Genomic DNA, 21,171 nt, shown 5'->3' on the forward strand with positions numbered 1-21,171 from the left:
CTATCCCGCTCCTTTCGCCGGCGCGGCTTCGGGAATTCTGATCTCGACGGTCAGTCCGCCGTCGTTGCGCGCCGTGATCGTTCCCCCGTGCCCTTCCACGACTTGCCGGGCAATCGCCAACCCCAAGCCGCTGCCGCTTTCGGGATGGGCGCGCGACTTGTCGCCGCAGTAAAAACTCTCGAAAATGTGCGGCAGATCGTCCGCGGCGACGCCGGGACCGTCGTCGGCCACGGAAATCTTCGCCCAGCCGGCTTCCGCTTCGACGCGCACCGAGACCGAAACGCCGTCTTTTCCGGCGTGCTTGACGCTGTTGTCGAACAGGTTGGCGAACACGCGGCGCATCTCCTGAGCGTCGAGTTCCACCTCAAGGGACGGAGCGCGGTTCTCGTAGTTCAGCCGCAGCCGGCCGCCGGACGCGGCGCGGCAGTGACGGATCAGTTCGTCGAGCCAGCCGTCGAGGCGGACGCGCTCGCGGCGGTAGCGGTAGCGTTTGTTTTCCAGCCGCGAAAAGAGCAGGAGCGAATCCGCCAGCGCCTCCACTTCCATGGTGCCGCTGCAGATGGCCTGGCAGTATTTTCTTTGTTTTTCGGGCGTGTCGGCGACGCCGTCCGTCAGTCCCTCGGCGTAACCGCGAATCGCCGTCAGCGGCGTGCGCAGGTCGTGGGAAATGCCCGAAAGCAGTTCGCGGCGGTAGTTCTCGTACCGCAGTTTTTCCGCCACGGACTCTTTGAGGCGGTCGCGCATCCGGTCGAATTCGCGGCAGACGTCGCCGAACTCGTCGTCTTTCGCATAATCCGGCCTGAAGTCAAGGTTTCCGCCGGCGATTTCGCGCGCGCCGAGTTTGAGGATGCGCAGCGGCTTGAGGATCGTGCGGCTGATGGCTCCGCTGAGAAGATAATTGGTGAGCGCCACCGTCAGTAGAATGAAAATCAAAAAGGCAGCCAGAAAAGCAACCACGTATTTCTGCACATAGGAATCGCCGCGAACGCCGCCGCGCCGCTTCGTCAGAAACACGGCAGTGATGCTGCCGCGTTCGCGCTCCGGTCCGAAGCCGTTTTTGACGATGGAACCGCCGGCGTCGGTCATGGTCAGACTTTCGACGCTGTCCAACGACGAGCCGAAATTCCTGTCGATATACGCCCGGTCTTCGCTCAGAAAATTGCTGTAAACGACTTTCCGGCTGATCGCAATCTCGAAGTGGTAGCCCATGTCTCGCAGCGTTTCCTCGAGCATTCTCATCTTCGGCGACGCTTGCTCGCTCATGACCATGCCGTGATCCTCGTACCAGTCGTACTTCTCCCATTCCTCCGGAGACGAGAGCACATCCTTGCAGGCGTAAATGACATTCTGCGCGGAGTAAACGCCGTTTTCGGCCTCGTACATTTCCAGCACGGGGGCTACGTAGCTGTGACCGTACGTGCTCAGGGCGGCGGCCGCGAACGCCGCCGCGAGAAGCACGGGCACCGCGATCATGAGAATATTCGAAAGGATCAGCTTCTTTTTGATTGTCACCGCACATCACGCTTTCTCCGTTCAAGATTCTCGAAAACACGCCCTGCGCGTTTCGCCGGGCACCCCGCCGCCGTCAGTTTACCACAATTATACGCGTTTGCCCGCAGGCGCGGCGGTTCTCGCTTCATCCCGCCGAAACGGCGCGGCTTTTCCGCGTTTACGTCCGCGCCGGCAAGGACGTCGCCCGAAGATTACCCGGTCGGCGCGGCGCCTCGATGACCCGGCACCGTGAAGACTACGACTACGTGACGCGCCTCTACCTGCCCGTACGGGGCTGCGCCATCTGAACGGCCCTTGACATTGAAGCCCACTTCAATGTTAGATTATCACCGTTGTGATCTTATTGAAGAGCAGGGTGAGAGCCATGGAGTATTCGATCAAAGAGGCGGCGCAGATGTTGAACATTCCCGTCAGCACAATTCGGTACTACGACAAGGAGGGGCTGCTGCCCTCCCTCGAGCGCAAAAGTTCGGGCTACCGCGCGTTTTCGGAAGGCGACATCGAGACGTTGAAAATCGTGCTGTGGCTGAAAAAGGCCCATATGCCGCTGAAGGAGATCGCCCGCTTCATCCAGCTGCTGAAGGAGGGCGACGCCTCGCTGCGGCAGCGCCTCGAACTGTTCGAACGCCGCCGTCAGGCCATGGAACGGCAGCTCAGCGAGGATCAGGCCGTCCTTGATTTCATCAATTACAAATGCAATTATTACCGTACCGCCGTCGACGCCGGTACGGAAAAAATCCACCGCGGCGGCGAAAAACTGAAAATGCCGCCTTGCGCCTGCGATCCGTCCGGGAAACTTCTATGAAAAATATCAGCCGGGATTCCGCGAACGATCGGGATCCCGGCTTTTGTTTCGCCTTTTGCGAGGTTCCACGCGCCGCAGGAAGACGAATGAAGCGCAATGGAATTTCGCCGTGCCGACGCGGCGTTTTTATATAAAATCTTTGCGCCATTATTCACATCATTATATTTTCAAGTATAATTTACATGTTTCTTGCTTCATCAATCTTTTGTTTTCCATAAAAAATGCTATCATTAAAAACGAATCGATCCGCGTATACAAAATACGTCGATCCGGCAGACTCAGCCGCTGTCGGAAAAGGCAAAAGGGGGAAAGATTTATGGGATTTCCTACTTTTTGGGGCGGCGTGCATCCGCCTCAGAACAAGGATCTGACGCGGGACAAGCAGATCGAGCCGTATCTGCCCGCAGGCGATCTGGCGTTTCCGATGTCGCAGCACATCGGCGCGCCGAACGCGCCCGTCGTCGCCAAGGGGGACAAAGTCAAAGTCGGCACGCCGCTGGGCAGCGCCGATGCGTTCGTTTCCGCGCCGGTGCTCTCGAGCGTCTCGGGAACGGTGAAGGAAGTGGGGCCGCGCCAAACGGTGCCCGGCTCGTTCGACACCTGCGTGGTCGTGGAAAACGACGGACTTTACGAGAAAGAAGAACGCTGGGTTCCGCTGCCCGATTACGAGAACTGCGATCCCAAAGAATATCTCCAGCGCATCCGCGAGGCGGGCATCGTCGGCTTCGGCGGCGCCACGTTCCCGGCGGCCGTCAAGTTCGCGCCGCCGCCTCAGGACAAGATTAAATGGTTCATCGTCAACGGCGCCGAGTGCGAGCCGTACCTCAACTGCGACTTCCGCCTGATGATGGAATCGACCGACGAGATCGTCAAAGGCACGGCGCTGCTGCTGCGCCTCTTCCCCGAGGCCGAGGGCGTGATCGCCGTGGAGAACAACAAACCCGAGGCCATCGCGGCGCTGTCCGAGTCGGTCGCGCGCCTGGGCGTGAAGAACGTGCGCGTGCAGCCGCTGACGGTCAAGTATCCGCAAGGCTCCGAAAAAATGCTGATCGAGGCGCTGACGGGGCAGGAGTACGTGGTCACGGCGCTGCCGGCCGACGTGGGCTGTATTATCGCCAACGTGCGCACCGTGCAGCAGTGCTGGCGCGCCATCGCCCTCGGCGAACCGTCGACGGAGCGTGTCGTCACCGTCACCGGCGACGCAATCGCCGAACCCAAGAACGTGCGGATCCCGCTGGGCACGTCCATTCGGGAGCTGGTCGATTTCTGCGGCGGCTTCAAAGAAACGCCCGTCAAAGTTTTGGCCGGCGGCCCGATGATGGGCATGTCGATGCGCTCGCTTGACGTTCCCGCCGTCAAGGGCACGTCCGGCGTTCTGGCGCTGACGGCGCGATCGACACTGCTTAAACGCGCTTCGGCCTGTCTTCACTGCGGGCGCTGCGTCGACGCCTGCCCGATGGGGCTGGTGCCCAGCGCGCTGGATTCTCTGGTGCTGAACAAGGAATACGAGCGCTTCGAAGCGGAAGGCGGCATGAACTGCATCGAGTGCGGCAGCTGCACGTACGTGTGCCCGGCCTGCCGGCCGCTGACGCAGAGCTGCCGCGACGGCAAGAGCTTCGTCATGGCGCAGCGCAAAAAGAGAAAGGCGGCGGGGAAATAATGGATTATAAGCTGGTCGTTTCAAGTTCTCCGCACGCCCACGCCGGTCTGACGACGCCGCAGATCATGGCCTGGGTGCTGGCGGCGCTGGTTCCCGCCGGCGTCATGGGCGTCGTCCGCTACGGCGCTCGCGCCGCGGCGGTGATGGCGGTATGCGTGCTCGCCTGCGTCTTCTGCGAATTCTTGTGGCAAAAATGCACGGGGCGCGCGGTCACGGTGGGCGACGGCTCGGCGGCTGTGACGGGCCTGCTGCTGGCCTACAATCTGCCGCCCACGATCCCTTACTGGATGGCCGTCGGCGGCTCGCTGTTCGCCATTGTCGTCGTCAAACAGTTTTACGGCGGCCTCGGCGGCAACATCGTCAACCCCGCGCTGGCCGGACGCGCCATGATGCTGGCCAGCTGGCCGGTGCCGATGACGACCTGGACGCTGGATGGGGTGTCTACGGCTACGCCGCTGGCGCTGATGAAATCCGGCGACGTGAGCGCCCTGCCCTCGTACCTCGATTTGTTCCTCGGCAGGACGGGCGGCTGCATCGGCGAGAGCTGCACGCTGGCGCTGCTGATCGGATTCGCCGTGCTGCTCTGGAAAGATATTATCAAATGGCAGGTTCCGGCGGTCTACGTTGCCGTTGTCGCCGCGCTGTGCACGGTTTTCGGCCGTCCGGCGGCGCCGCTGGCTGAGATTTTGTCCGGCGGGCTGTTCCTCGGCGCCATTTTCATGGCCACCGACTACACCACGTCGCCGATCGCGCTCAAAGGGCAGATCGTCTTCGCCGCTGGCTGCGGCCTGCTCACGGCGGTAATCCGCACGTGGGGCGGCTATCCCGAGGGCGTCTCCTACTCGATCCTGATCATGAACCTGCTGGTGCCGCTGATCGACCGCGCCACAAAGCCGCGCGTTTTCGGAGAGGTGAAAAGCCATGCCAAAAATCGCTAAGCTCGGTTCGATCCTGTTCGCGATCACGGCCGTCACGGGGCTGGTCCTCGGCGCCGTGCAGAACGTCACCAGCGGCTCCATCGCCGCCCAGCGCGTCCGCCAGAAGAACGAGGCGCTGGCGGCCACGCTGCCAGGCGCCAAAAACTTCACGCCCGTGGCGCTCAAAGCCGACGCCGGCATCATCAGTGAGATTTTTGCCGGCTCCGACGGCGGCACAACGCTCGGCTATAACTTCACGCTTACGCCCAAAGGCTTCGGCGGCTTGATGACGTTGATCTGCGGCATCGACGCCGCCGGGCGCGTCATGGACATCGCGATCCTCGAGTCCAGCGAGACGCCCGGCCTTGGGGCGCGCGCTTCCGAACCCGCGTTCGCCGGCCAGTTCCACGGGCGGCTGGCCGACGGCGATCTGCACGTCACCAAGACGCCGCCCGAGAACGGCAGCCAGATCCAGGCCATCTCCGGCGCCACGATCACGTCACGCGCCGTAACCGACGCCGTCAATGCCGCACGCGCTTACTGGAAAGCCCATTTGGAAAAAGAGGAGGCAAAGTAAATGAGCAGTCCTCTCAAAACAATTGTCAACGGCCTTTTCGCCGAAAATCCGATCTTCGTCCTCGTGCTGGGCATGTGCCCGACCATCGCCGTCACATCCAGCGCCATGAACGGATTCAGCATGGGGCTGGCCGCCACGGCCGTACTGATCGGCTCCAACGTGGCCATCTCGGCGCTGCGGCGCTTCATCCCCGACGAGATCCGCATCCCATCGTTCATCGTCGTCATCGCCGGATTCGTCACCGTCCTGCAGCTGATCATCGCCGCCTATTTCCCTACGCTTGACAAGGCGCTGGGCATCTTCATCCCGCTGATCGTCGTCAACTGCATCATCCTCGCGCGCGCCGAGGCGTTTGCCTCCAAAAACGGTGTCTTTGTCTCGGCCTGCGACGGACTGGGCATGGGGCTTGGCTTCACGCTGGCGCTGGTGATCATCGGTTCGCTCCGCGAACTGATCGGCGCCGGGACTGTCTTCGGCGTTCAGGTCTTCGCGCCTGATTTCTACCAGCCCGCGCTGCTGGCCATTCTCGCCCCCGGCGGCTTCATCACGCTGGGCGTGCTCATGGCCGTCATGCATCAGCTCAAGATCCGCAAGGAACTGAAAAGCCGCGCGCCTTTGGCCGAATCCACTTACGACGGCTGGGCCGAGCTCGGCTCGTGCAGCGGCTGCGCGCTGGCGGGCGCGTGCCATAAGACGGACTGCGCCGCGAAAAAGGACGGTGAGGCGAAATGAATCTGCTGGGTCTGCTGGTCAGCTCCATCTTCGTCAACAACATCGTTTTCATGCGCTTCCTCGGCTGCTGCCCGTTCCTCGGCGTTTCCAGCAAACTGGAGACCGCCAAGGGCATGGGCCTGGCCGTGGTGTTCGTGATCACCTTCTCGTCGGTGATGACCTGGCTGGCCTACAACTTCCTGCTCGTGCCGCTCGGACTGGAGTACCTCTACACACTGGCCTTCATCCTCATCATCGCCGCGCTCGTGCAGTTCGTCGAGATCGTCATGAAGAAGATGATGCCGGCGCTGTACAAGTCGCTGGGCATCTTCCTGCCGCTGATCACCACCAACTGCGCCGTGCTCGGCGTGGCCGTAATCAACATGAACGAGAAATACGATCTGCTCACCGCCGTCGTCAACGCCTTCGGTACCGCCGTCGGCTACATGCTGGCGATCGTGATGATGGCCGGCATCCGCGAGAAGATCGAGCTGAACGCGGAAATGCCCCGCTGCATGCGCGGCCTGCCGATCGCGCTCATCACCGCCGGGCTGATGTCCATCGCTTTCATGGGCTTCAGCGGCCTGGTCAAGTAGGTGACAGCCATGACTGCCATCATTTACCCCATGTTTGTCATGGGCGGTCTGGGCGTCGTCTTCGGCTGCCTGCTCGCCTTCGCCTCCAAAAAGTTCGCCGTCGCCGTCGATCCGCGCCAGATCAAGATCCGCGCCGCGCTCCCAGGGGCCAACTGCGGCGGCTGCGGCTACCCCGGCTGCGACGGCTACGCCGAAGGCTGCGTCCTCGGCGCCTGCGCGCTGAACAAGTGCGTCGTCGGCGGCGCCCCCGTAGCGGAAAAAATCGCCGAGATCATGGGCGTCTCCGCCGACGGAACCGAGCCCGAAGTCGCCTTCGTGCGCTGCCAGGGAGCGTTCGACAAGACACACAAGGACTGCGTTTATCTGGGCATCGGCGACTGCCAGAGCGCCTCCGTCGTGCCGGGGCACGGCCCCACGTCCTGCGCTTTCGCCTGCATGGGTTTCGGCACCTGCGTCAAAGCCTGCAAGTTCGACGCCATCCACGTCATTAACGGCGTCGCCAAAGTCGACCGCAACAAGTGCGTGGGCTGTAAAGCCTGCGTCGAAGCCTGTCCGCGCGGCATCATCGCCATGGTGCCCAAAAAGAAAATGGTTCACGTCGCCTGCAGCAACCCCATGCCCGGCGCTTTCGTGCGCAAAGTCTGCACGATCGGCTGCATCGGCTGCCAGATGTGCGTGAAAGTATGCCCCAAGCAGACCATCTCCATGAAAGGCGCGCTCGCCGTCATCGACCCGGCCGGCTGCGTCAACTGCGGACTGTGCGCCTCCAAGTGCCCCGTGCACGCCATCGACAATTCCAAGGCCAAGCCTGTCGTCGTGCCGCCGGCGTCGGTGGCGTAATATCCGCGTCGTCAAAGAAACAAAAAAACGTCTCGCGCCGGACATCACGATGTCCGGCGCGAGACGTTTTTTAATGACGGTACCCTTCGTACCAGTACGACTGTTCGAGACCCTTGAAAATGGCTTCGCGGTCGTCGATGCGATCGGTAAGGTTGGACAGAAGGAGGCAGCGCAACTCCAGGTCATTGACGGGGCTGCGCTCCATCGCCTGAAGATAGAGGGCTTTGTCGACGTTCTGCCAGTCGACGACGCGGCGCAGTTTTTTCCTGAGCATTAGGTCGAGCCAGATGCGCATGGCGCGCCCGTTGCCCTCCATAAACGGGTGAGCGACGTTCATCTCCACGTACTTGGCGGTAATCTCCTCAAAAGAATTTTCGGGCATTTTTTCAATGGCGCGGAGCGCTTCTTGCAAATAAAGACAGCTGGCGAAGCGGAAATTGCCCCCGGAGACGTTGAGCGTGCGAATCTGCCCGGCGAAATCGTACAACCCGCCGAACAGGGCCTCGTGGATCTACCGCAGCCCCGCGACGGTACCGACCTCGACGTGATCGATGTCACCGCTCTCGTAAAGACAGCGGGCGTTCGCAGGCTTTTTTCATCAACGTCATTCATCCTTGAATCCCCTCTTTCTTCCGGCGTTTTGCGCTTTCATGACGGCATCGATCATACCACAGCGGCCAAAAACGCAGCGATCGTTTGAGCCAATTCTTCGGGGCGGTCGTACATGACGGCGTGTCCGGCGGGGAAGAGGCGGAAGCGCGCGTTCGGCAGGGCGGCGGCGAGCTTTTCGACTTCTTCCGGCGGGAACAGAAGATCGTGTTCTCCGGCGCAGACCAGCGCCGGCTGTTTGATTCGCGGCAGGGCGGGGCCCAGCGGGGGCGCGGCTTTCAGAGCTTCGCGCTGGGCGTTCCACAGGAGCGCGTCGTCCGGCGTTCGGCGCGCCGCCGTCAGGCGCATAAAGTTCCGCGCCGCCGCGGGGCGGGCGCGCAGCGATTGCGGCATGATGGCCTGCATCAGCAGTTCGTGCCAGCGCGGCCACGGCGCTTCGAGCAGTTGGCGCAGCGCGGCGCCCCGCCGCGCCTGCGCCGGTTGGTCGGCGCAGGCGGCGCACAGTACGAGCGCACCTACAAGCTCCGGGCGTTCCAGCGCCAGACGCAGGGCGACTTCCGCGCCCATGGACCAGCCCAGCACGGCGCAGGGCGCGCCGCGCCGTTCGATCTGCGCGGCGGCCGCGGCGACGGCGCGATCGAACGAATAATCCCGCGGCGGCGCGTAAAGCAGCGGGTTCGCGCCGGCCCGCCGCAGGTCGGCGAGGAATGGCTGGCCCCAGCAGTCCGCGCCGCCGGCCAGTCCCGGCAGCAACAGCAGCGAGACGCTCGGCGCCATTTTAGCCCTCGACAATCCTCAGGCAGGCGTCGCGGAAGCACTCGCACAGCGTGGGATGCGCGTGGATGGAATAGGCCACGTCGCGCGCGGTCAGCCCCTTGGACACGGCCAGCGCCGCTTCGCCCAGCAGAGACGCCGCTTCCGGCCCCATGATGTGCACGCCCAGCAGCACGCCGTCGGCCTTGCGCGCGACGACCTTGACGAAGCCGTCGCCCTCGCCCATGGCCAGCGCCATGCCGTTGGCGGCGAAGTAGGCGCGCGAGGTCGCGTAGTCGATGCCGCGGGATTTTGCTTCCTCTTCGGTAAGGCCGACGGTCCCGACTTCCGGCTCGATGAACACGCAGGCGGGCAGGGCGTCGAGGTTGACGGCGTACTCGCCGCCGGTCATGCTGCTGACGGCCGCCAGCGCCTGATACTCGGCCAGGTGCGCCAGCATGGCGCCGCCGGTACAGTCGCCGATGGCCCAGACGCCGTCGACGGAGGCGCGCATCTGCGCGTCTACGGCGAGGCAGCCTTTTTCGATCTTCACGCCGCTGTTTTCCAGGCCGTAGCCCTCGAGGATCGGCGTCATGCTGGAGCCGACGATGAGGCGGTCGCAACGCTCCTCGAACGGCTCGTCTTTCGACGTGCCGCGCAGGATCAGGCCGTCGCCGTCGGCCACGGCTTCCGTCAAGCGCACGTAGTCTTTGACGACGGTCTTGCGGCGCTTGACGGCCAGGGCGACCTTTTTCTTGATGTCGCCGTCGAGGCGGCGCAGGATCTGATCGGAATGCTTGAGCAGGATCACCTTTTTCCCCAGCCCCTGCAGGATCATGCCCATTTCCAGCGCGATGACGCCGGCGCCGAGCACGGCCACGGTCTGCACGGCGGCGTTGCGCTCGGGATCCCAGAGCTGCGGATCGGTGATGGCCCAGTCGCCGGTCAGCACCTGGGGCAGGTCGTTGCCGACGAACTCGGGGCGCACGGAACGCGCGCCGACGGCGATCAGCAGGCGTTTGCCTTCGATCTGTTCCGTCGTGCCGTCGTCGTGGGCGACGGTCATTTTTTTGGTCCCTTCCCATTGGGTGACGACGCCGGTCCCGCGCAGCACTTTGACGCCGGCCATCTTCATGAGCTGGGCGTTGCCCTTGCGCAGCGTGTCGATCACGCCTTCGAGGCGCGTCCACAGCCCTTCGCGCGCGCCCTTGCCGCCGATCACGTGGGAATAGAGGGCTTTGGTGGGGATGCAGCCGCGGTTCAGGCAGGTGCCGCCGAGGTGGGCTTTTTCCACGAGCGCGACCTGCATGCCGTGATGCGCCGCCAGCTCCGCGGCGCGCGTGCCGCCGGGGCCGCCGCCGAGAACGATCAGATCATACATGTGTCTTCCTCCTGTCATATTGCAAAAAACGCGAAACGAAGCGCCGCGGGGAGCCGCCTGTGGCGAAAAATCCCCCGCGGCGCGGCCGCTTCGCGTTTTAGCGTTTCACTTCAATGCTAGAACTGCCAGCGCAGAACCGGATGACGCGCCGCTTCGGTTTCGTCAGGACGCGCGATCACAGTGCTGTGCGGTTTGGAATGGAACTCTTCCGCGCCCTTGGCTTTGCCCTCTTCAACGATCTTCTGCAGAGCGTCGACAAAGCCGTCGAGAGTTTCCTTGGATTCGGTCTCCGTCGGCTCGATCATCAGCGCTTCGTGGACGATGAGCGGGAAGTAGGTCGTGGGCGGGTGGTAGCCGGCGTCGATCAGAGCCTTGGCGACGTCCATGGTGGACACACCGGTCTCGTGCTTCAGTTCGCTGCCGTCGGCCACGAATTCGTGCTTGCAGAAGCCGTTGACGGCGAGCGGGTAGAACTTTTTGATCTTCGCGGCCAGATAGTTGGCGTTCAGAACGGCGATGTCGGAAACTTCTTTCAGCCCGGCGGCGCCGAGATTGCGGATGTACGCGTAGGCGCGCACCAGCACGCCGAAGTTGCCGTAGAAGCTGCGCACGCTGCCGATGCTCTTGGGATGCTCGGCCTTCGTCTCCAGCGAATAGGCGCCGTCCTTGCGGACCACGATGGGCGTGGGCAGATAGGGCAGCAGCTTTTCGTTGACGCCGACCGCGCCCGCGCCGGGGCCGCCGCCGCCGTGCGGCGTGCTGAAGGTCTTGTGCAGGTTGAGGTGCAGCACGTCGAAGCCCATGTCGCCGGGGCGCACCTGGCCGACGATGGCGTTGGCGTTGGCGCCGTCGTAGTAGCACAGGCCGCCGGCCCTGTGGATCATGTCGGTCAGCTCGAGGATATTCTTCTCGAAGATGCCCAGCGTGTTGGGATTGGTCAACATCAACCCGGCCACGGTGTCGTCCATCAGCTTGGCCAGTTCGTTCAAGTCGACCATGCCGTCCTTGTCGGAAGGAACGGCTACCGGCTCGAAGCCGGTGACGGTGGCCGAAGCGGGGTTGGTGCCGTGGGCGGAGTCTGGGACGATGATCTTGGTGCGCTTGAGGTCGCCGCGGTCTTCGTGGTACTTCTTGATCAGCATCAGGCCGGTCTGTTCGCCGTGAGCGCCGGCGGCCGGCTGCAGCGAGACGGCCGACATGCCGGTGATCTCCGCCAGCATCGCGGACAGGTCGTGGATCAGGCCGAGCGCCCCCTGCACAGTGCTTTCCGGCTGTAGCGGGTGGATGCGGGCGAATCCAGGCAGGCGGGCGGCCGCTTCGTTGATCTTGGGATTGTACTTCATGGTGCAGGAACCGAGCGGATAAAAGCCTTCGTCGACGGAGAAGTTCAGGTGTGACAGGCGCGTGAAGTGGCGCACCACGTCCACTTCCGCCATCTCCGGCAGACGGGGAGCCTGGGCGCGGGCCATGCCGCCGAGCGCGTTCGCCGGCGCGGCGGGAACGTCGAGCCTGGGCAGCGAGTAACCGACGCGGCCGGGACGGCTGGCTTCGAACAGGGATTCAACAGAGCGGAGCATTAGCGGTCACCTCCTGCGGCGATCGACACAAGGCGGTCGATTTCTTCTTTCGTACGCTGTTCGGTCACAGCCAGCAGCCAGGCGTTGCCGAGTTCGGGGCGGATTTTGGAGAGGTCGAGGCCGCCGAGGATCCCGGCTTCGAGCAGGCGCGCGTTGAGGCTGGCAACGGGTTCGTCGCAGATCAACACGACTTCGCGGAACGCGGGAGCGCCGGGAAAAGCCAGACGGAATTTGCCGGTCTTCACCAGCGCGTCCACGGCGTAAGCCGTTTTAGCCAAGATCTGCTCGTCCACTTCGCGCAGTCCCTGCGGCCCCATCAGGCTGAGGTAGACCGAGGCGGCGACGATGCACAAGTTCTGGTTGGAGCAGATATTCGACGTGGCCTTCTCGCGGCGGATGTGCTGCTCGCGGGCCTGCAGCGTGAGCACGTAGCAGTTGCGCCCCTTGACGTCCTTGGTCTGGCCGACGATGCGGCCGGGCATCTTGCGCATCAGTTTCTTGGTGGCGGCCATGAAGCCGAAGGCAGGGCCGCCGAAACTGACGTTGCTGCCGACGCTCTGCCCGTCGCCGACGACCACGTCCGCGCCGAGCTCGCCGGGAGCCTTGAGGCAGCCCAGCGCCAGCAGGTCGGTGGAGACGATCAGCAGGGCCTTGGCCGCGTGCAGTTCGTCGGCCAATCCGGTCAGATCCTCGACCACGCCGAAGAAGCTGGGCGTCTGCAGCAGCAGCGCCGCCACGTCGCCCTTGGCCAGTTCGGCGCTCAGGGCCGCGCGGTCGAGCCGCCCGTCCTTGCAGGGCAGGACGGTCAGTTCGTAACCGCGGCTCCAGCAGTAGGTGCCAAGCACGCGGATCGTTTCGGGATTGACGCTGCAGGCGACGAGAAGGCGCTCGCGGCGCGTTTCGGCGGCCGCGATCACCATGGCTTCGGCCGCGGCGGTAGCACCGTCGTACATCGAAGCGTTGGAAACTTCCATGCCGGTCAGCTCGCAGACCATGGTCTGATACTCGAAGATGGCCTGCAGCGTGCCCTGAGCCGCTTCCGGCTGGTAGGGCGTGTAGCTGGTGGTGAACTCGCCGCGCGAAACGATCGTATCGACGGCGGCGGGGATGAAATGGTCGTAGGAGCCGGCGCCCAAGAAGCAGGTCAGCTCGTCAAGATTCTTGTTCTTTCCCGACAGCGCGCGCAGATGGCGCGCCAACGCGGGCTCGGAAAGCGCCTCAGGCAGGTCGAGCGCCTTGGCCAGGCGGACCTGAGCGGGAATGTCCGAGAACAGTTCGTCGATCGACGCGACGCCGATGGCGTCGAGCATCGCGCGGCGATCAGCCTCGGTGTTGGGGATATACTGGCTCATGAAATACGGCACCTCCATTGATCGGCTCGAAAATCACGGTCTTTGGGCGGAAAATTTCGTCTGGAAAGCGGCGGTCCCGCCTCCGGACGAAATTTCCCGCAACTGAACTATGCCTCCGCTTCTTCCTTCTCCACCAGCGCCTGATAGGCGGCGGCGTCGAGCAGGCCGTCCAGTTCCTTCAGGTCGGCGGGCTTCAGCTTGACCATCCAGCTGCCGTACGGATCGGCGTTGACCTTTTCGGGCGCGTCCTCAAGGTCGGAGTTGACCTCCACCACCGTGCCGGACACGGGGGCGAACACGTCGTTGGCGCCCTTGACGGACTCGGCGATCACGGTAGCTTCGTGCGCCTTCACCTCGCGGTCGACGTCGGGCAGTTCGATGTAAACGAGGTCGCCCATGGCGTGCTGCGCGTGGTCGGTGATACCCATCAGGCCGAAGCCGTCGGCGTCGATCTTGATCCACTCGTGATCCTTGGTGTACTTCAGCTCAGGCAGAACTTTGGTCGTCATTGTCAGTATCCTCCTTGAAATTTTTTAGAGATTTCCACAAAATTTTTTCAGCGCCGAAAACTACTTCTTGTAGCTCTTCTTGTAGAAAGGCTTCTTCACCACTTCGGCCTTCTTGGCCTTGCCACGGATCATGATCCACAGGTTCTCGCCCACGGCCGGCGCGGGCACGTTCACAAGGCAGTTGGCCAGGTTGGCGTCCAGCGAGGGACCGTAGCCGCCCGTGGTGACCACGCCGATGACGTTGCCGTCCTTGTCGGCAACTTCCATCTCGTGGCGCGGCACGCCTTTGTCGATCAGCTTCGCGGCCACGATCTTGCGCTTCAGACCGTCAACCTTCTGCTGCTTGAGCACCGGCTGGCCGATGAAGCCGCCCGCCTTGTCGACCTTGACGAAGAAGCCGAAGCCCGCTTCGAGCGGTCCGAGCGTGTCGGTGAATTCCTGCCCGCACAGCGGCAGCCCGGCCTCGAAGCGAAGGCTGTCGCGCGCGCCCAGACCGATCGGCATCAGACCAAGGTCCTTGCCGGCCTCCATGACGACGTTCCACAGCTCGGCGCCCTTGCTCCAGTCCACGTAGATCTCGAAACCGTCCTCGCCGGTGTAGCCGGTGCGGCTGACGATGGCCTTGATGCCCCCCACGTTCACGGGATCCTTGAAGTGGAAGAATTCCAACGAAGCGGGATCGAAATCGACGATCTTCCTGAGGATCGCCTCGGCGTTGGGCCCCTGCAGGGCCACTTCGGCCGTCTGCATGGAGATGTTTTCGATCTTCACGCCGTCGGTCAGGTGGTCGTTGAACCAGGCCCAGTCCTTCTCCACGTTCGCCGCGTTGATGACGAGCAGATAACGCTCCCTGGTGTAGCGGTAGACCAGCAGATCGTCGACGACGCCGCCCGTGGGGGTGCACATGATGTTGTACTGCACCTGGCCGTCGTGCATCTCCGTCACGTCGTTGGTGACGAGGCTGGAGACCCAGGCTTCGGCCCTGGGGCCGACCACCGTCACTTCGCCCATGTGGGAGACGTCGAACAAACCGGCCTTGGCGCGCACGTTCAGGTGCTCGGTCTTGATGCCCGTCGCTTCGTACTGCACCGGCAGTTCCCAGCCGCCGAAATCGACCATGCGGCCGCCGGCGGCCACGTGGCACTCGTACATCGGGGTTCTCTTCATCCTTTGACCTCCTGCTTTCTCATAAAGGCGCAGCCTGCACGACAGCGCCGCCAAACCCCGGCACCCACAGGGATGCCTGCTTCTACAAAAAACGCGTCCGTCCGCAGGGGGCGGACGTGAAATACGCCGAAATCCGCGTCGTTACGCCTGCAGCGCCGGATGCTCGCGGAACCACGCGGCCAGATCGCCCATTTCCGCCTGCTGCGGGAACGCGCGTTCCAGCGCCTGCGCCAGCACGTCCCACTCGAAGGGCTGGCCGTCGAGGCACTTCTCCGCCGCCCGGATCAGCTCGCCGTCCATGGCGTCGGAAAAGACGCGCAGATCCTTTACCGCAGCGTCTTCGATGTCGAAACACAGCTGCACGCCGCCCCAGGCGAAACGCCGCCGCAGCGCGGCCTCGCACTGCGGCGAGCGTCCCAGCAGCCACTCGCGGCTGCTGTAACGGGCGTACAGATCGCGGTACAGATCGTCGTCCGGCAGAGAGTCTTCGCGCGTCGCGCAGCCGCGGCCGTACTCCGCCAGAAAGGCTTCTTCCAGCGGCGCGTACATCTTCTCCACCGTCAGCGACGGCGCCGCTTCCTTCAGATTGACGACGCGGGAAGCCACGGACTTGACGCCCTTGCTCTTGAGTTTTTCGGGATCGACGTTGAGGTAGCGCGGCAGCACCGACATGTTGGAATCGACCAGCAACGTGCCGTGATGCAGCCCGACGCGCCGTGTCAGCTGGTAGGCGTTGCCGGAAAATTTGCGGCCGTCCACGGTCAGGTCGTTGCGCCCGGTGAATTCCGCGTTCACGCCCAGCGCCCGCAACGCCGACAGGATCACGTTGAGCTGCCGCGTCATATCGTAACGCTCGCGCGGCACGACGAAGGAGAAATTCAGATTGCCCAGGTCGTGATAGACCGCGCCGCCGCCCGTCGAACGGCGGGCCAGCGTCACGCCTTCCTTCTCCATCAGCTCGATGCGGCATTCGGCCCAGGCGTTCTGATTGCGCCCGACCACCACGGTGTGGGCGTTCTGCCAGAGATAAAAAATCGCTTCGTCGTCCGCGCAGTTTTTCGTCAGATATTCTTCCCAGGCAAGATTTCTCCACGGATTGCATACCGGCGAGCGAACCAGGCGAGTCCTGACAATGTCCATAAAATTCTCCTCCCGTGTGCGCGATTTCTTTACATCACACATCAATACATCAATCCGACGCAAGTTTCTTCGATCGCCATAAAATAATATTCCCTCTCAAGACAATATAATCATAGATTACCCGTTCGTTTTTTTCAAGCAAGAGTTCCGCGAAGCATAGTAATCAAACTAGAAATAATCTACATCAACAAGTGTGAATATTCGCACTTGATCTTTTCTTTAGAAGCGCTGAAAGCGAGAAATCGCGGCATTGTTTGATTTGTAAGTTAGACTTATATAATACACACTATTGAAGCAAAAAGAGATTTTCTCGCAGCGCTGCTTAAAGACAGTTTTTATTCCTGCGTCACACGAAACTGCCGACGACGCCATACGCCGTCCGTGGACGAAAAACCGTAAAGAATCGCCTCTTGCGAAATTTTGAGTTCGCGCTACAATATGTGGCGCAAAAGCCACGTGTAAATTTATTCACGTCTCATCGCGGACATCTGTCGAAAAAAAGGAGGATCCCATGGATCAACGCGATTTGCAAGGCTGCGTCGCCGTGTTCAAGGCCGTCGCCCACCCCGCGCGGCTGCTCATCCTGGAAGCGCTCGCGCAGGGCGAGCTGTGCGCCTGCAAGATCGCGGAGCTTTTTCCGGAGCTGGACCGCACCACGGTGAGCAAGCACCTGGCGCTGATGGTCGAAAAAAACGTCCTGCGCGTCGAAAAGCGCGGCGTCAACAGCTATTACTCGCTCGGGCTGACCTGCCTGCCCGGCGCGCTGGAGTGCGTGCGTCGCGCCCTGAACGGAACTCCCCGCGGGAGCGCGGACGCGCCGGAACAAAAATGCCGCTGCGGCTGCGGCGGCCACAAGGAGGACAAAAAATGAAACTGATCCAGGTATTCGGCATGGGCTGCGCCCGCTGCCGTGAGGCGGAAAACAACGTGCGCGAGGCGGCCGCCCGTTTGGGGATCGACGCGCCGGTTGAGTTCGTCGGCGACTTGAAGGTCATGGCGGCCATGGGTATCATCGGCACGCCGGCGATCGCGGTGGACGGCAAGGTCGTCCTGGCCGGTTCGGTCCCCAGCGCGGCGCAGGCCGCCGCGCTGCTGGAAAAGTTCGCGTAAAAGGCCCGGCGCGAAGCTTTCGGCCCCGGCCGCGAGCTTCGCGCCGCGAAAGGACGGCTTTTTAAATCCATGTGGAATTTCATCCAGAACCAGATTCTCGCCATGCGCTGGCTCAGCGACCTCGTCGGCCGCGCGCTGACGGCCTGCGGCGTGGACACATCCACGCGGCTGGGCGGCAGTTTGCAGTTCTTTTTCTTCGACGCGACCAAGATCGTCATTCTGCTCTCGACGCTGATCTTCGTCATTTCCTATATCCAGAGCTACTTTCCCCCCGAACGCACCAAAAGGATCCTCGGGCGCATGCACGGCCTTGCGGCCAACACCGCCAGCGCCCTGCTGGGGACGGTGACGCCGTTCTGCAGCTGCTCTTCGATCCCGCTGTTCATCGGCTTCACCAGCGCCGGGCTGCCCGTGGGCGTGACCTTCTCGTTCCTGATCTCGTCGCCGCTCGTCGATCTCGGCTCGCTGATCCTGCTGACGGGCATCTTCGGCGCGCGCATCGCCGCCGCCTACGTGGCCGTCGGCATCGTGCTGGCCGTCGCCGGCGGTACGGCGCTCGATCGCCTGGGCATGGAGAAGTACGTCGAACCGTTCGTCAGGTCAATCGCCGCCGCCGACCCCGATTCGCCGGAGCTGACCGTCGCCGGCCGTCTCGCCTACGCCAAGGGACAGATGCTGTTCACGCTGAAAAAAGTGTTCCGCTACGTCCTTGTCGGCGTCGGCATCGGCGCGCTGATCCACAACTGGCTGCCGCGCGAATTCGCCGTCAGGCTGCTGGGCAGCGGCAATCCGCTCGCCGTCGTCGCGGCTACGCTACTGGGAATCCCCATGTACGCCGACATCTTCGGCACGATCCCGATCGCCGAGGCGCTTTACGCCAAAGGCGCGGGCCTGGGCACGGTGCTGTCGTTCATGATGGCCGTCACGGCGCTGTCGCTGCCGTCGCTCGTCATGCTGCGCCAGGCCGTCAGGCCGCGGCTGCTGGCCATCTTCACCGGCATCGTCGCGCTGGGCATCATGGCGATCGGCTTCGGCTTCAACGCCTGCGCCCACTGGTTTATCTGAAACGAAACCGCTTTGAAGCATCAGAACTCAAAAAAAATGCGTTGAAATAATTTGCCCGCATCGTTCAAGAGAATCGATGCGGGCAAATTATTTCAGGTACATACAAATCAAGCCCTTGCCATAACTTCGTTCTCCGTAAATGTTCCACGTGGAACATTTTCATAGAATCAGGGAAAGAGTCAGCATGGCCGAGCCGTACACGTCGATGCAAACGCAGGCGCGGCGGTCAGCGGCCGTATAACGCAGCGGATAGAGGCGCGTCGTCGTCCGCCCTTCGCGGCAGCCCCGCGCGTCCATCGCCTCGGCGAGGTCCGCGGCACGACGCAGCGAGGCGAAAAACAGCGGCGTCATCAGCGAGGCTATGCCGCGCGTCAGCCCCAGGTTCAGCGGCCCCATGCAGACGTCTTCCAGCACGGTGCGCCCGAACAGCTGATGCTCGGGGTACTGAAAGACCAGCCCCACCGCCCGGCGCAGGTCGCAGAGACGGAACGACCGCGCCGACGTCTCCTGCCCGTTCAGCAGCACCACGCCGGAATCGGGCCTGAGCAGCCCGTTCAGGTGCCTGATCAGCGTCGTCTTGCCCGATCCCGACGCGCCGATCAGCGCTAGACACTCGTCGCGGCGCAGCGTCAGCGAAACGCCCCGCAGGACGTTTTCCTTCCCCGACGGCGTATCGTAGCCGAACCACAGATCGCGCGCCTCCAGTAAAGGCGTTCCCCCGCCCGACGGGGACGGGGCGCTTCCTCTCACGTCTGCGCGACAAACTCGTCTTCGCTCAGCACCGACAGGCGGAAAGCCCAGCCCCGCCGCCTGAGCCGCCGCGCCAGTTCCGCCGCCGGCGGCAGTTCCATACCAGCCCGCCGCATCGCTTCCGCGTCGCCAAGCACTTCGGCCGACGTTCCCCGCTTCAGCACCCCGCCACGCTCCATCAGCGCCACAACGTCGGCCCCCGCCGCCTCGTCGGGGTGGTGCGTGATCAGCACCACCGTGACGCCGCGCTCGCGGTTGAGGCGATGGAGCGGCGCCATCAGCTCGCGCCGTGCCCGCGGATCGAGCATCGCCGTAGGTTCGTCGAGCGCCAGGCACGACGGCAGACAGGCGACGGCCCCGGCCGCCGCCGCGCGCTGCTTCTCCCCGCCCGACAGGCGGGACGTCGCCGCCGCGCGCTTGTCCGCCAGGGCCATGGCCTCCAGGCTGCCGGTCACGCGCCGCCGGATCTCCGCCGGTTCCAGCCCGCGGCACTCCGGGCCGAACGCCGCGTCTTCCTCCACCGTCGCGCCGACGATCTGGTTGTCCGGATTTTGGAAGACCATGCCCACCGCGTCGCGGATCCGCCACAGGCAGCCCGCGTCGGCCGTGTCCAGCCCGTCCACCAGCGCCGCGCCGGACGAAGGGAGCAGCAGCGCGTTGAGGTGCCGCGCCAGCGTGGATTTGCCGCTGCCGTTCGGCCCCAGAACCGCCATAAAACAACCGGACGGAATATCCAGCGATATCCCGTCCAGAGCCGCGCGCCGCGCCGTATCCCGATCCCCGCGCCGCGTCGGATAGCGGTACGTCAGATCTTTGAGACAGATCATGCCGGGAGGCTAAGCGTTTTCTTTCCCCAGGAAACGCGCCGGCATGGCCTTCAGCAGCGCATAGGCCACGATGCACGTGCCGATCTTGTCGACGAAATTCGACGCCACGTTGCGCAGGAACGACGCCTGGAAGATCGACTGACCGCCCTTGACCAGCGCCATCACCAGCACGTCGGAGAACGAGCCGTTCAGCCCGCCGTAGACGAAAATGCCGATCGGCGTGCCGATCGCCGGGCAAATGAAGCTCAGCGCCAGACCGAGCAGCAGCGCCGTAAGCAGATTGAACTGGAACCGGCGGCAGACCGGCCCCGTGACCAGGCCGACGGCCATGTTCACGAGGCAGAAGGGGATGTCCCTGACGCTGTAGATCAGCCCCGTGATGATGTTGCTGAGCGCGCCGACGATCACGCCGGCCGCCGGCCCGAACAGCACCGCCGCCAGCACCGTGCCCATCGTGTCCAGATAGAGCGGGATCTTCAGCGCCGAGGTGACGATGCCCAGCACAATGCTCATCGCTACGGCCACGCCGCAGAACGCCGTCACGTACGTCTTCCGGTTCATCATAAAAAAACTCTCCTCTCATGCTTGCGGCGCTCGCGCGCCTCGAAATAAAACGCCGTCCGGCGCGTTTTTCCCACGCCGAACCTTTCCGCTCCGCGCGGCCGTCACTCCAGCACCGACAGCGCCCGTTCCGGCTCCGGCGCGAAAAGCCCCTCGAAACGGAGCTTCAGCCCGTTCTCCGCCAGGAGTTTCCCGAACTCCTCCATCAAAACGCCGCGCCCCGGCGCCAGCCTGACCGATGACACGAAGGGCGCGAGGTCGCGGCCGCTCAGCTCGCCGCCCCACTCGCCGCGGCACGTGTACTTCACGCCGCAGCTGGGGCTGCCGTCGATCCCCAGCACGCCCAAAAGATCGATTTCGCCGTCCTGCGCGTAACAGAGAAGCTGCTCGCACACGGGTTCAAGCATCTCGCGGCAGCGCTTCCTGAAAAAAGGATGGTCGAACTGCTCGTACACGTGCCCCCAGCGCCGCCCCCCGTACGTCAAAAATTCCGGACACGGCAGCTGCAGCAGCTGTACGCCGCGCGTCAGCGCCCGGCGCGCCGTTTTCAGCCGCAGCCGTTCCTCGGCGGAACTTTCGCCGCGGTCGTAACGGCGTACCTTGGCCGCCGTGTTGAGCAGGCAGTGACTGACAACCAGAATTTTCCGCGCCATCGGCGATCCCCCGTTTCCGTCCGCGGTGACCGCGCGGCCGTTTTTCATGCTCCGATCATATCCGAAACAAGAATAAAAACAAGAACATAAATTCATCGA

At 63.3% G+C, this 21,171-nt stretch carries 24 protein-coding genes; 11 read left to right on the forward strand and 13 right to left on the reverse strand.

Translation table 11 applies throughout. The features are described 5' to 3' along the window. Positions 1 to 1,473, reverse strand: coding sequence for a sensor histidine kinase (locus FYJ74_RS08285; RefSeq protein WP_407692119.1), 1,473 nt, complete (start codon positions 1,471 to 1,473; stop codon positions 1 to 3). Between the two features lie 32 nt (positions 1,474 to 1,505). Here FYJ74_RS08285 and FYJ74_RS08290 point away from each other — a divergent pair, with 32 nt between their 5' ends. From FYJ74_RS08290 to FYJ74_RS08325, 8 genes are all read left to right on the forward strand, one after another. Beyond that, positions 1,506 to 1,799, forward strand: coding sequence for a hypothetical protein (locus tag FYJ74_RS08290; RefSeq protein WP_154529110.1), 294 nt, complete (start codon positions 1,506 to 1,508; stop codon positions 1,797 to 1,799). Positions 1,800 to 1,876: 77 nt separating this feature from the next. Beyond that, positions 1,877 to 2,317, forward strand: coding sequence for a MerR family transcriptional regulator (locus tag FYJ74_RS08295; RefSeq protein WP_154529111.1), 441 nt, complete (start codon positions 1,877 to 1,879; stop codon positions 2,315 to 2,317). 316 nt (positions 2,318 to 2,633) lie between these two features. Beyond that, entirely contained in the window at positions 2,634 to 3,977 is a 1,344-nt protein-coding gene (gene rsxC, locus FYJ74_RS08300) for an electron transport complex subunit RsxC (protein ID WP_154529112.1), read from the forward strand. Further along, complete coding sequence (locus tag FYJ74_RS08305) at positions 3,977 to 4,915, forward strand: RnfABCDGE type electron transport complex subunit D (protein WP_078015743.1); 939 nt, start codon at positions 3,977 to 3,979, stop codon at positions 4,913 to 4,915. The genes rsxC and FYJ74_RS08305 overlap by 1 nt, the downstream gene beginning before the upstream one ends. After that, positions 4,899 to 5,471 carry an RnfABCDGE type electron transport complex subunit G gene (locus tag FYJ74_RS08310; RefSeq protein WP_154529113.1) on the forward strand — a complete coding sequence of 191 codons (573 nt, stop codon included), beginning with the start codon at positions 4,899 to 4,901 and terminating at the stop codon, positions 5,469 to 5,471. The genes FYJ74_RS08305 and FYJ74_RS08310 overlap by 17 nt, the downstream gene beginning before the upstream one ends. After that, complete coding sequence (gene rsxE, locus FYJ74_RS08315) at positions 5,472 to 6,203, forward strand: electron transport complex subunit RsxE (RefSeq protein ID WP_154529114.1); 732 nt, start codon at positions 5,472 to 5,474, stop codon at positions 6,201 to 6,203. After that, positions 6,200 to 6,778 (forward strand): electron transport complex subunit RsxA, encoded by a 579-nt coding sequence (gene rsxA, locus FYJ74_RS08320; protein WP_154529115.1) that lies wholly within the window; start codon positions 6,200 to 6,202, stop codon positions 6,776 to 6,778. The genes rsxE and rsxA overlap by 4 nt, the downstream gene beginning before the upstream one ends. A gap of 9 nt (positions 6,779 to 6,787) precedes the next feature. Further along, the gene (locus FYJ74_RS08325) at positions 6,788 to 7,618 is read left to right on the forward strand and encodes an RnfABCDGE type electron transport complex subunit B (protein ID WP_154529116.1); all 831 of its coding nucleotides are present in this window, start codon (positions 6,788 to 6,790) and stop codon (positions 7,616 to 7,618) included. Positions 7,619 to 7,688: 70 nt separating this feature from the next. Here the strand turns inward: FYJ74_RS08325 and fic are convergent, their stop codons facing one another. The 8 genes from fic to FYJ74_RS08365 all read right to left on the reverse strand — a co-directional run bounded on the left by fic (position 7,689) and on the right by FYJ74_RS08365 (position 16,106). Further along, positions 7,689 to 8,105 carry a protein adenylyltransferase Fic gene (gene fic / locus FYJ74_RS08330; protein WP_456095387.1) on the reverse strand — a complete coding sequence of 139 codons (417 nt, stop codon included), beginning with the start codon at positions 8,103 to 8,105 and terminating at the stop codon, positions 7,689 to 7,691. Positions 8,106 to 8,281: 176 nt separating this feature from the next. After that, complete coding sequence (locus FYJ74_RS08335; protein WP_154529117.1) at positions 8,282 to 9,004, reverse strand: alpha/beta fold hydrolase; 723 nt, start codon at positions 9,002 to 9,004, stop codon at positions 8,282 to 8,284. Position 9,005: 1 nt separating this feature from the next. Beyond that, positions 9,006 to 10,361, reverse strand: coding sequence for a dihydrolipoyl dehydrogenase family protein (locus FYJ74_RS08340; protein WP_154529118.1), 1,356 nt, complete (start codon positions 10,359 to 10,361; stop codon positions 9,006 to 9,008). A gap of 116 nt (positions 10,362 to 10,477) precedes the next feature. After that, the gene (gcvPB, locus tag FYJ74_RS08345) at positions 10,478 to 11,938 is read right to left on the reverse strand and encodes an aminomethyl-transferring glycine dehydrogenase subunit GcvPB (protein WP_154529119.1); all 1,461 of its coding nucleotides are present in this window, start codon (positions 11,936 to 11,938) and stop codon (positions 10,478 to 10,480) included. Further along, complete coding sequence (gene gcvPA / locus FYJ74_RS08350; protein WP_195838864.1) at positions 11,938 to 13,290, reverse strand: aminomethyl-transferring glycine dehydrogenase subunit GcvPA; 1,353 nt, start codon at positions 13,288 to 13,290, stop codon at positions 11,938 to 11,940. Before gcvPA ends, gcvPB begins: the two co-directional genes overlap by 1 nt. 107 nt (positions 13,291 to 13,397) lie before the next feature. Continuing rightward, positions 13,398 to 13,799 (reverse strand): glycine cleavage system protein GcvH, encoded by a 402-nt coding sequence (gcvH, locus tag FYJ74_RS08355; RefSeq protein ID WP_154529121.1) that lies wholly within the window; start codon positions 13,797 to 13,799, stop codon positions 13,398 to 13,400. Between the two features lie 60 nt (positions 13,800 to 13,859). Beyond that, the gene (gene gcvT / locus FYJ74_RS08360) at positions 13,860 to 14,966 is read right to left on the reverse strand and encodes a glycine cleavage system aminomethyltransferase GcvT (protein ID WP_154529122.1); all 1,107 of its coding nucleotides are present in this window, start codon (positions 14,964 to 14,966) and stop codon (positions 13,860 to 13,862) included. Positions 14,967 to 15,107: 141 nt separating this feature from the next. After that, positions 15,108 to 16,106, reverse strand: coding sequence for a lipoate--protein ligase (locus FYJ74_RS08365; protein WP_195838865.1), 999 nt, complete (start codon positions 16,104 to 16,106; stop codon positions 15,108 to 15,110). Positions 16,107 to 16,617: 511 nt separating this feature from the next. Between FYJ74_RS08365 and FYJ74_RS08370 the strand changes: the two genes are divergently transcribed. The 3 genes from FYJ74_RS08370 to FYJ74_RS08380 all read left to right on the forward strand — a co-directional run bounded on the left by FYJ74_RS08370 (position 16,618) and on the right by FYJ74_RS08380 (position 18,281). Further along, positions 16,618 to 16,977 (forward strand): ArsR/SmtB family transcription factor, encoded by a 360-nt coding sequence (locus FYJ74_RS08370; RefSeq protein WP_154529124.1) that lies wholly within the window; start codon positions 16,618 to 16,620, stop codon positions 16,975 to 16,977. Next, positions 16,974 to 17,216, forward strand: a complete 243-nt coding sequence (locus FYJ74_RS08375; protein ID WP_154529125.1) for a thioredoxin family protein — start codon at positions 16,974 to 16,976, stop codon at positions 17,214 to 17,216. Before FYJ74_RS08370 ends, FYJ74_RS08375 begins: the two co-directional genes overlap by 4 nt. A 69-nt stretch (positions 17,217 to 17,285) precedes the next feature. Next, on the forward strand, positions 17,286 to 18,281 hold the full coding sequence (locus FYJ74_RS08380; protein WP_154529126.1) for a permease: 996 nt from the start codon (positions 17,286 to 17,288) through the stop codon (positions 18,279 to 18,281). 159 nt (positions 18,282 to 18,440) lie between these two features. Here FYJ74_RS08380 and FYJ74_RS11640 read toward each other — a convergent pair whose 3' ends face one another. The 4 genes from FYJ74_RS11640 to FYJ74_RS08400 all read right to left on the reverse strand — a co-directional run bounded on the left by FYJ74_RS11640 (position 18,441) and on the right by FYJ74_RS08400 (position 21,072). Beyond that, entirely contained in the window at positions 18,441 to 19,031 is a 591-nt protein-coding gene (locus FYJ74_RS11640) for an ATP-binding cassette domain-containing protein (RefSeq protein ID WP_195838866.1), read from the reverse strand. Continuing rightward, a complete protein-coding gene (locus FYJ74_RS08390; RefSeq protein ID WP_154529128.1) occupies positions 19,028 to 19,858 on the reverse strand; it encodes an ATP-binding cassette domain-containing protein in 831 nt (276 codons plus the stop codon). Before FYJ74_RS08390 ends, FYJ74_RS11640 begins: the two co-directional genes overlap by 4 nt. 9 nt (positions 19,859 to 19,867) lie before the next feature. Next, complete coding sequence (locus FYJ74_RS08395; RefSeq protein WP_154529129.1) at positions 19,868 to 20,422, reverse strand: CD3073 family putative ECF transporter S component; 555 nt, start codon at positions 20,420 to 20,422, stop codon at positions 19,868 to 19,870. Positions 20,423 to 20,523: 101 nt separating this feature from the next. Beyond that, the gene (locus tag FYJ74_RS08400; RefSeq protein ID WP_154529130.1) at positions 20,524 to 21,072 is read right to left on the reverse strand and encodes a CD3072 family TudS-related putative desulfidase; all 549 of its coding nucleotides are present in this window, start codon (positions 21,070 to 21,072) and stop codon (positions 20,524 to 20,526) included. Between the last annotated feature and the right edge of the window lie 99 nt (positions 21,073 to 21,171).

Source organism: Pyramidobacter porci (assembly GCF_009695745.1).
GTDB classification, from domain to species: Bacteria; Synergistota; Synergistia; order Synergistales; family Dethiosulfovibrionaceae; genus Pyramidobacter; species Pyramidobacter porci.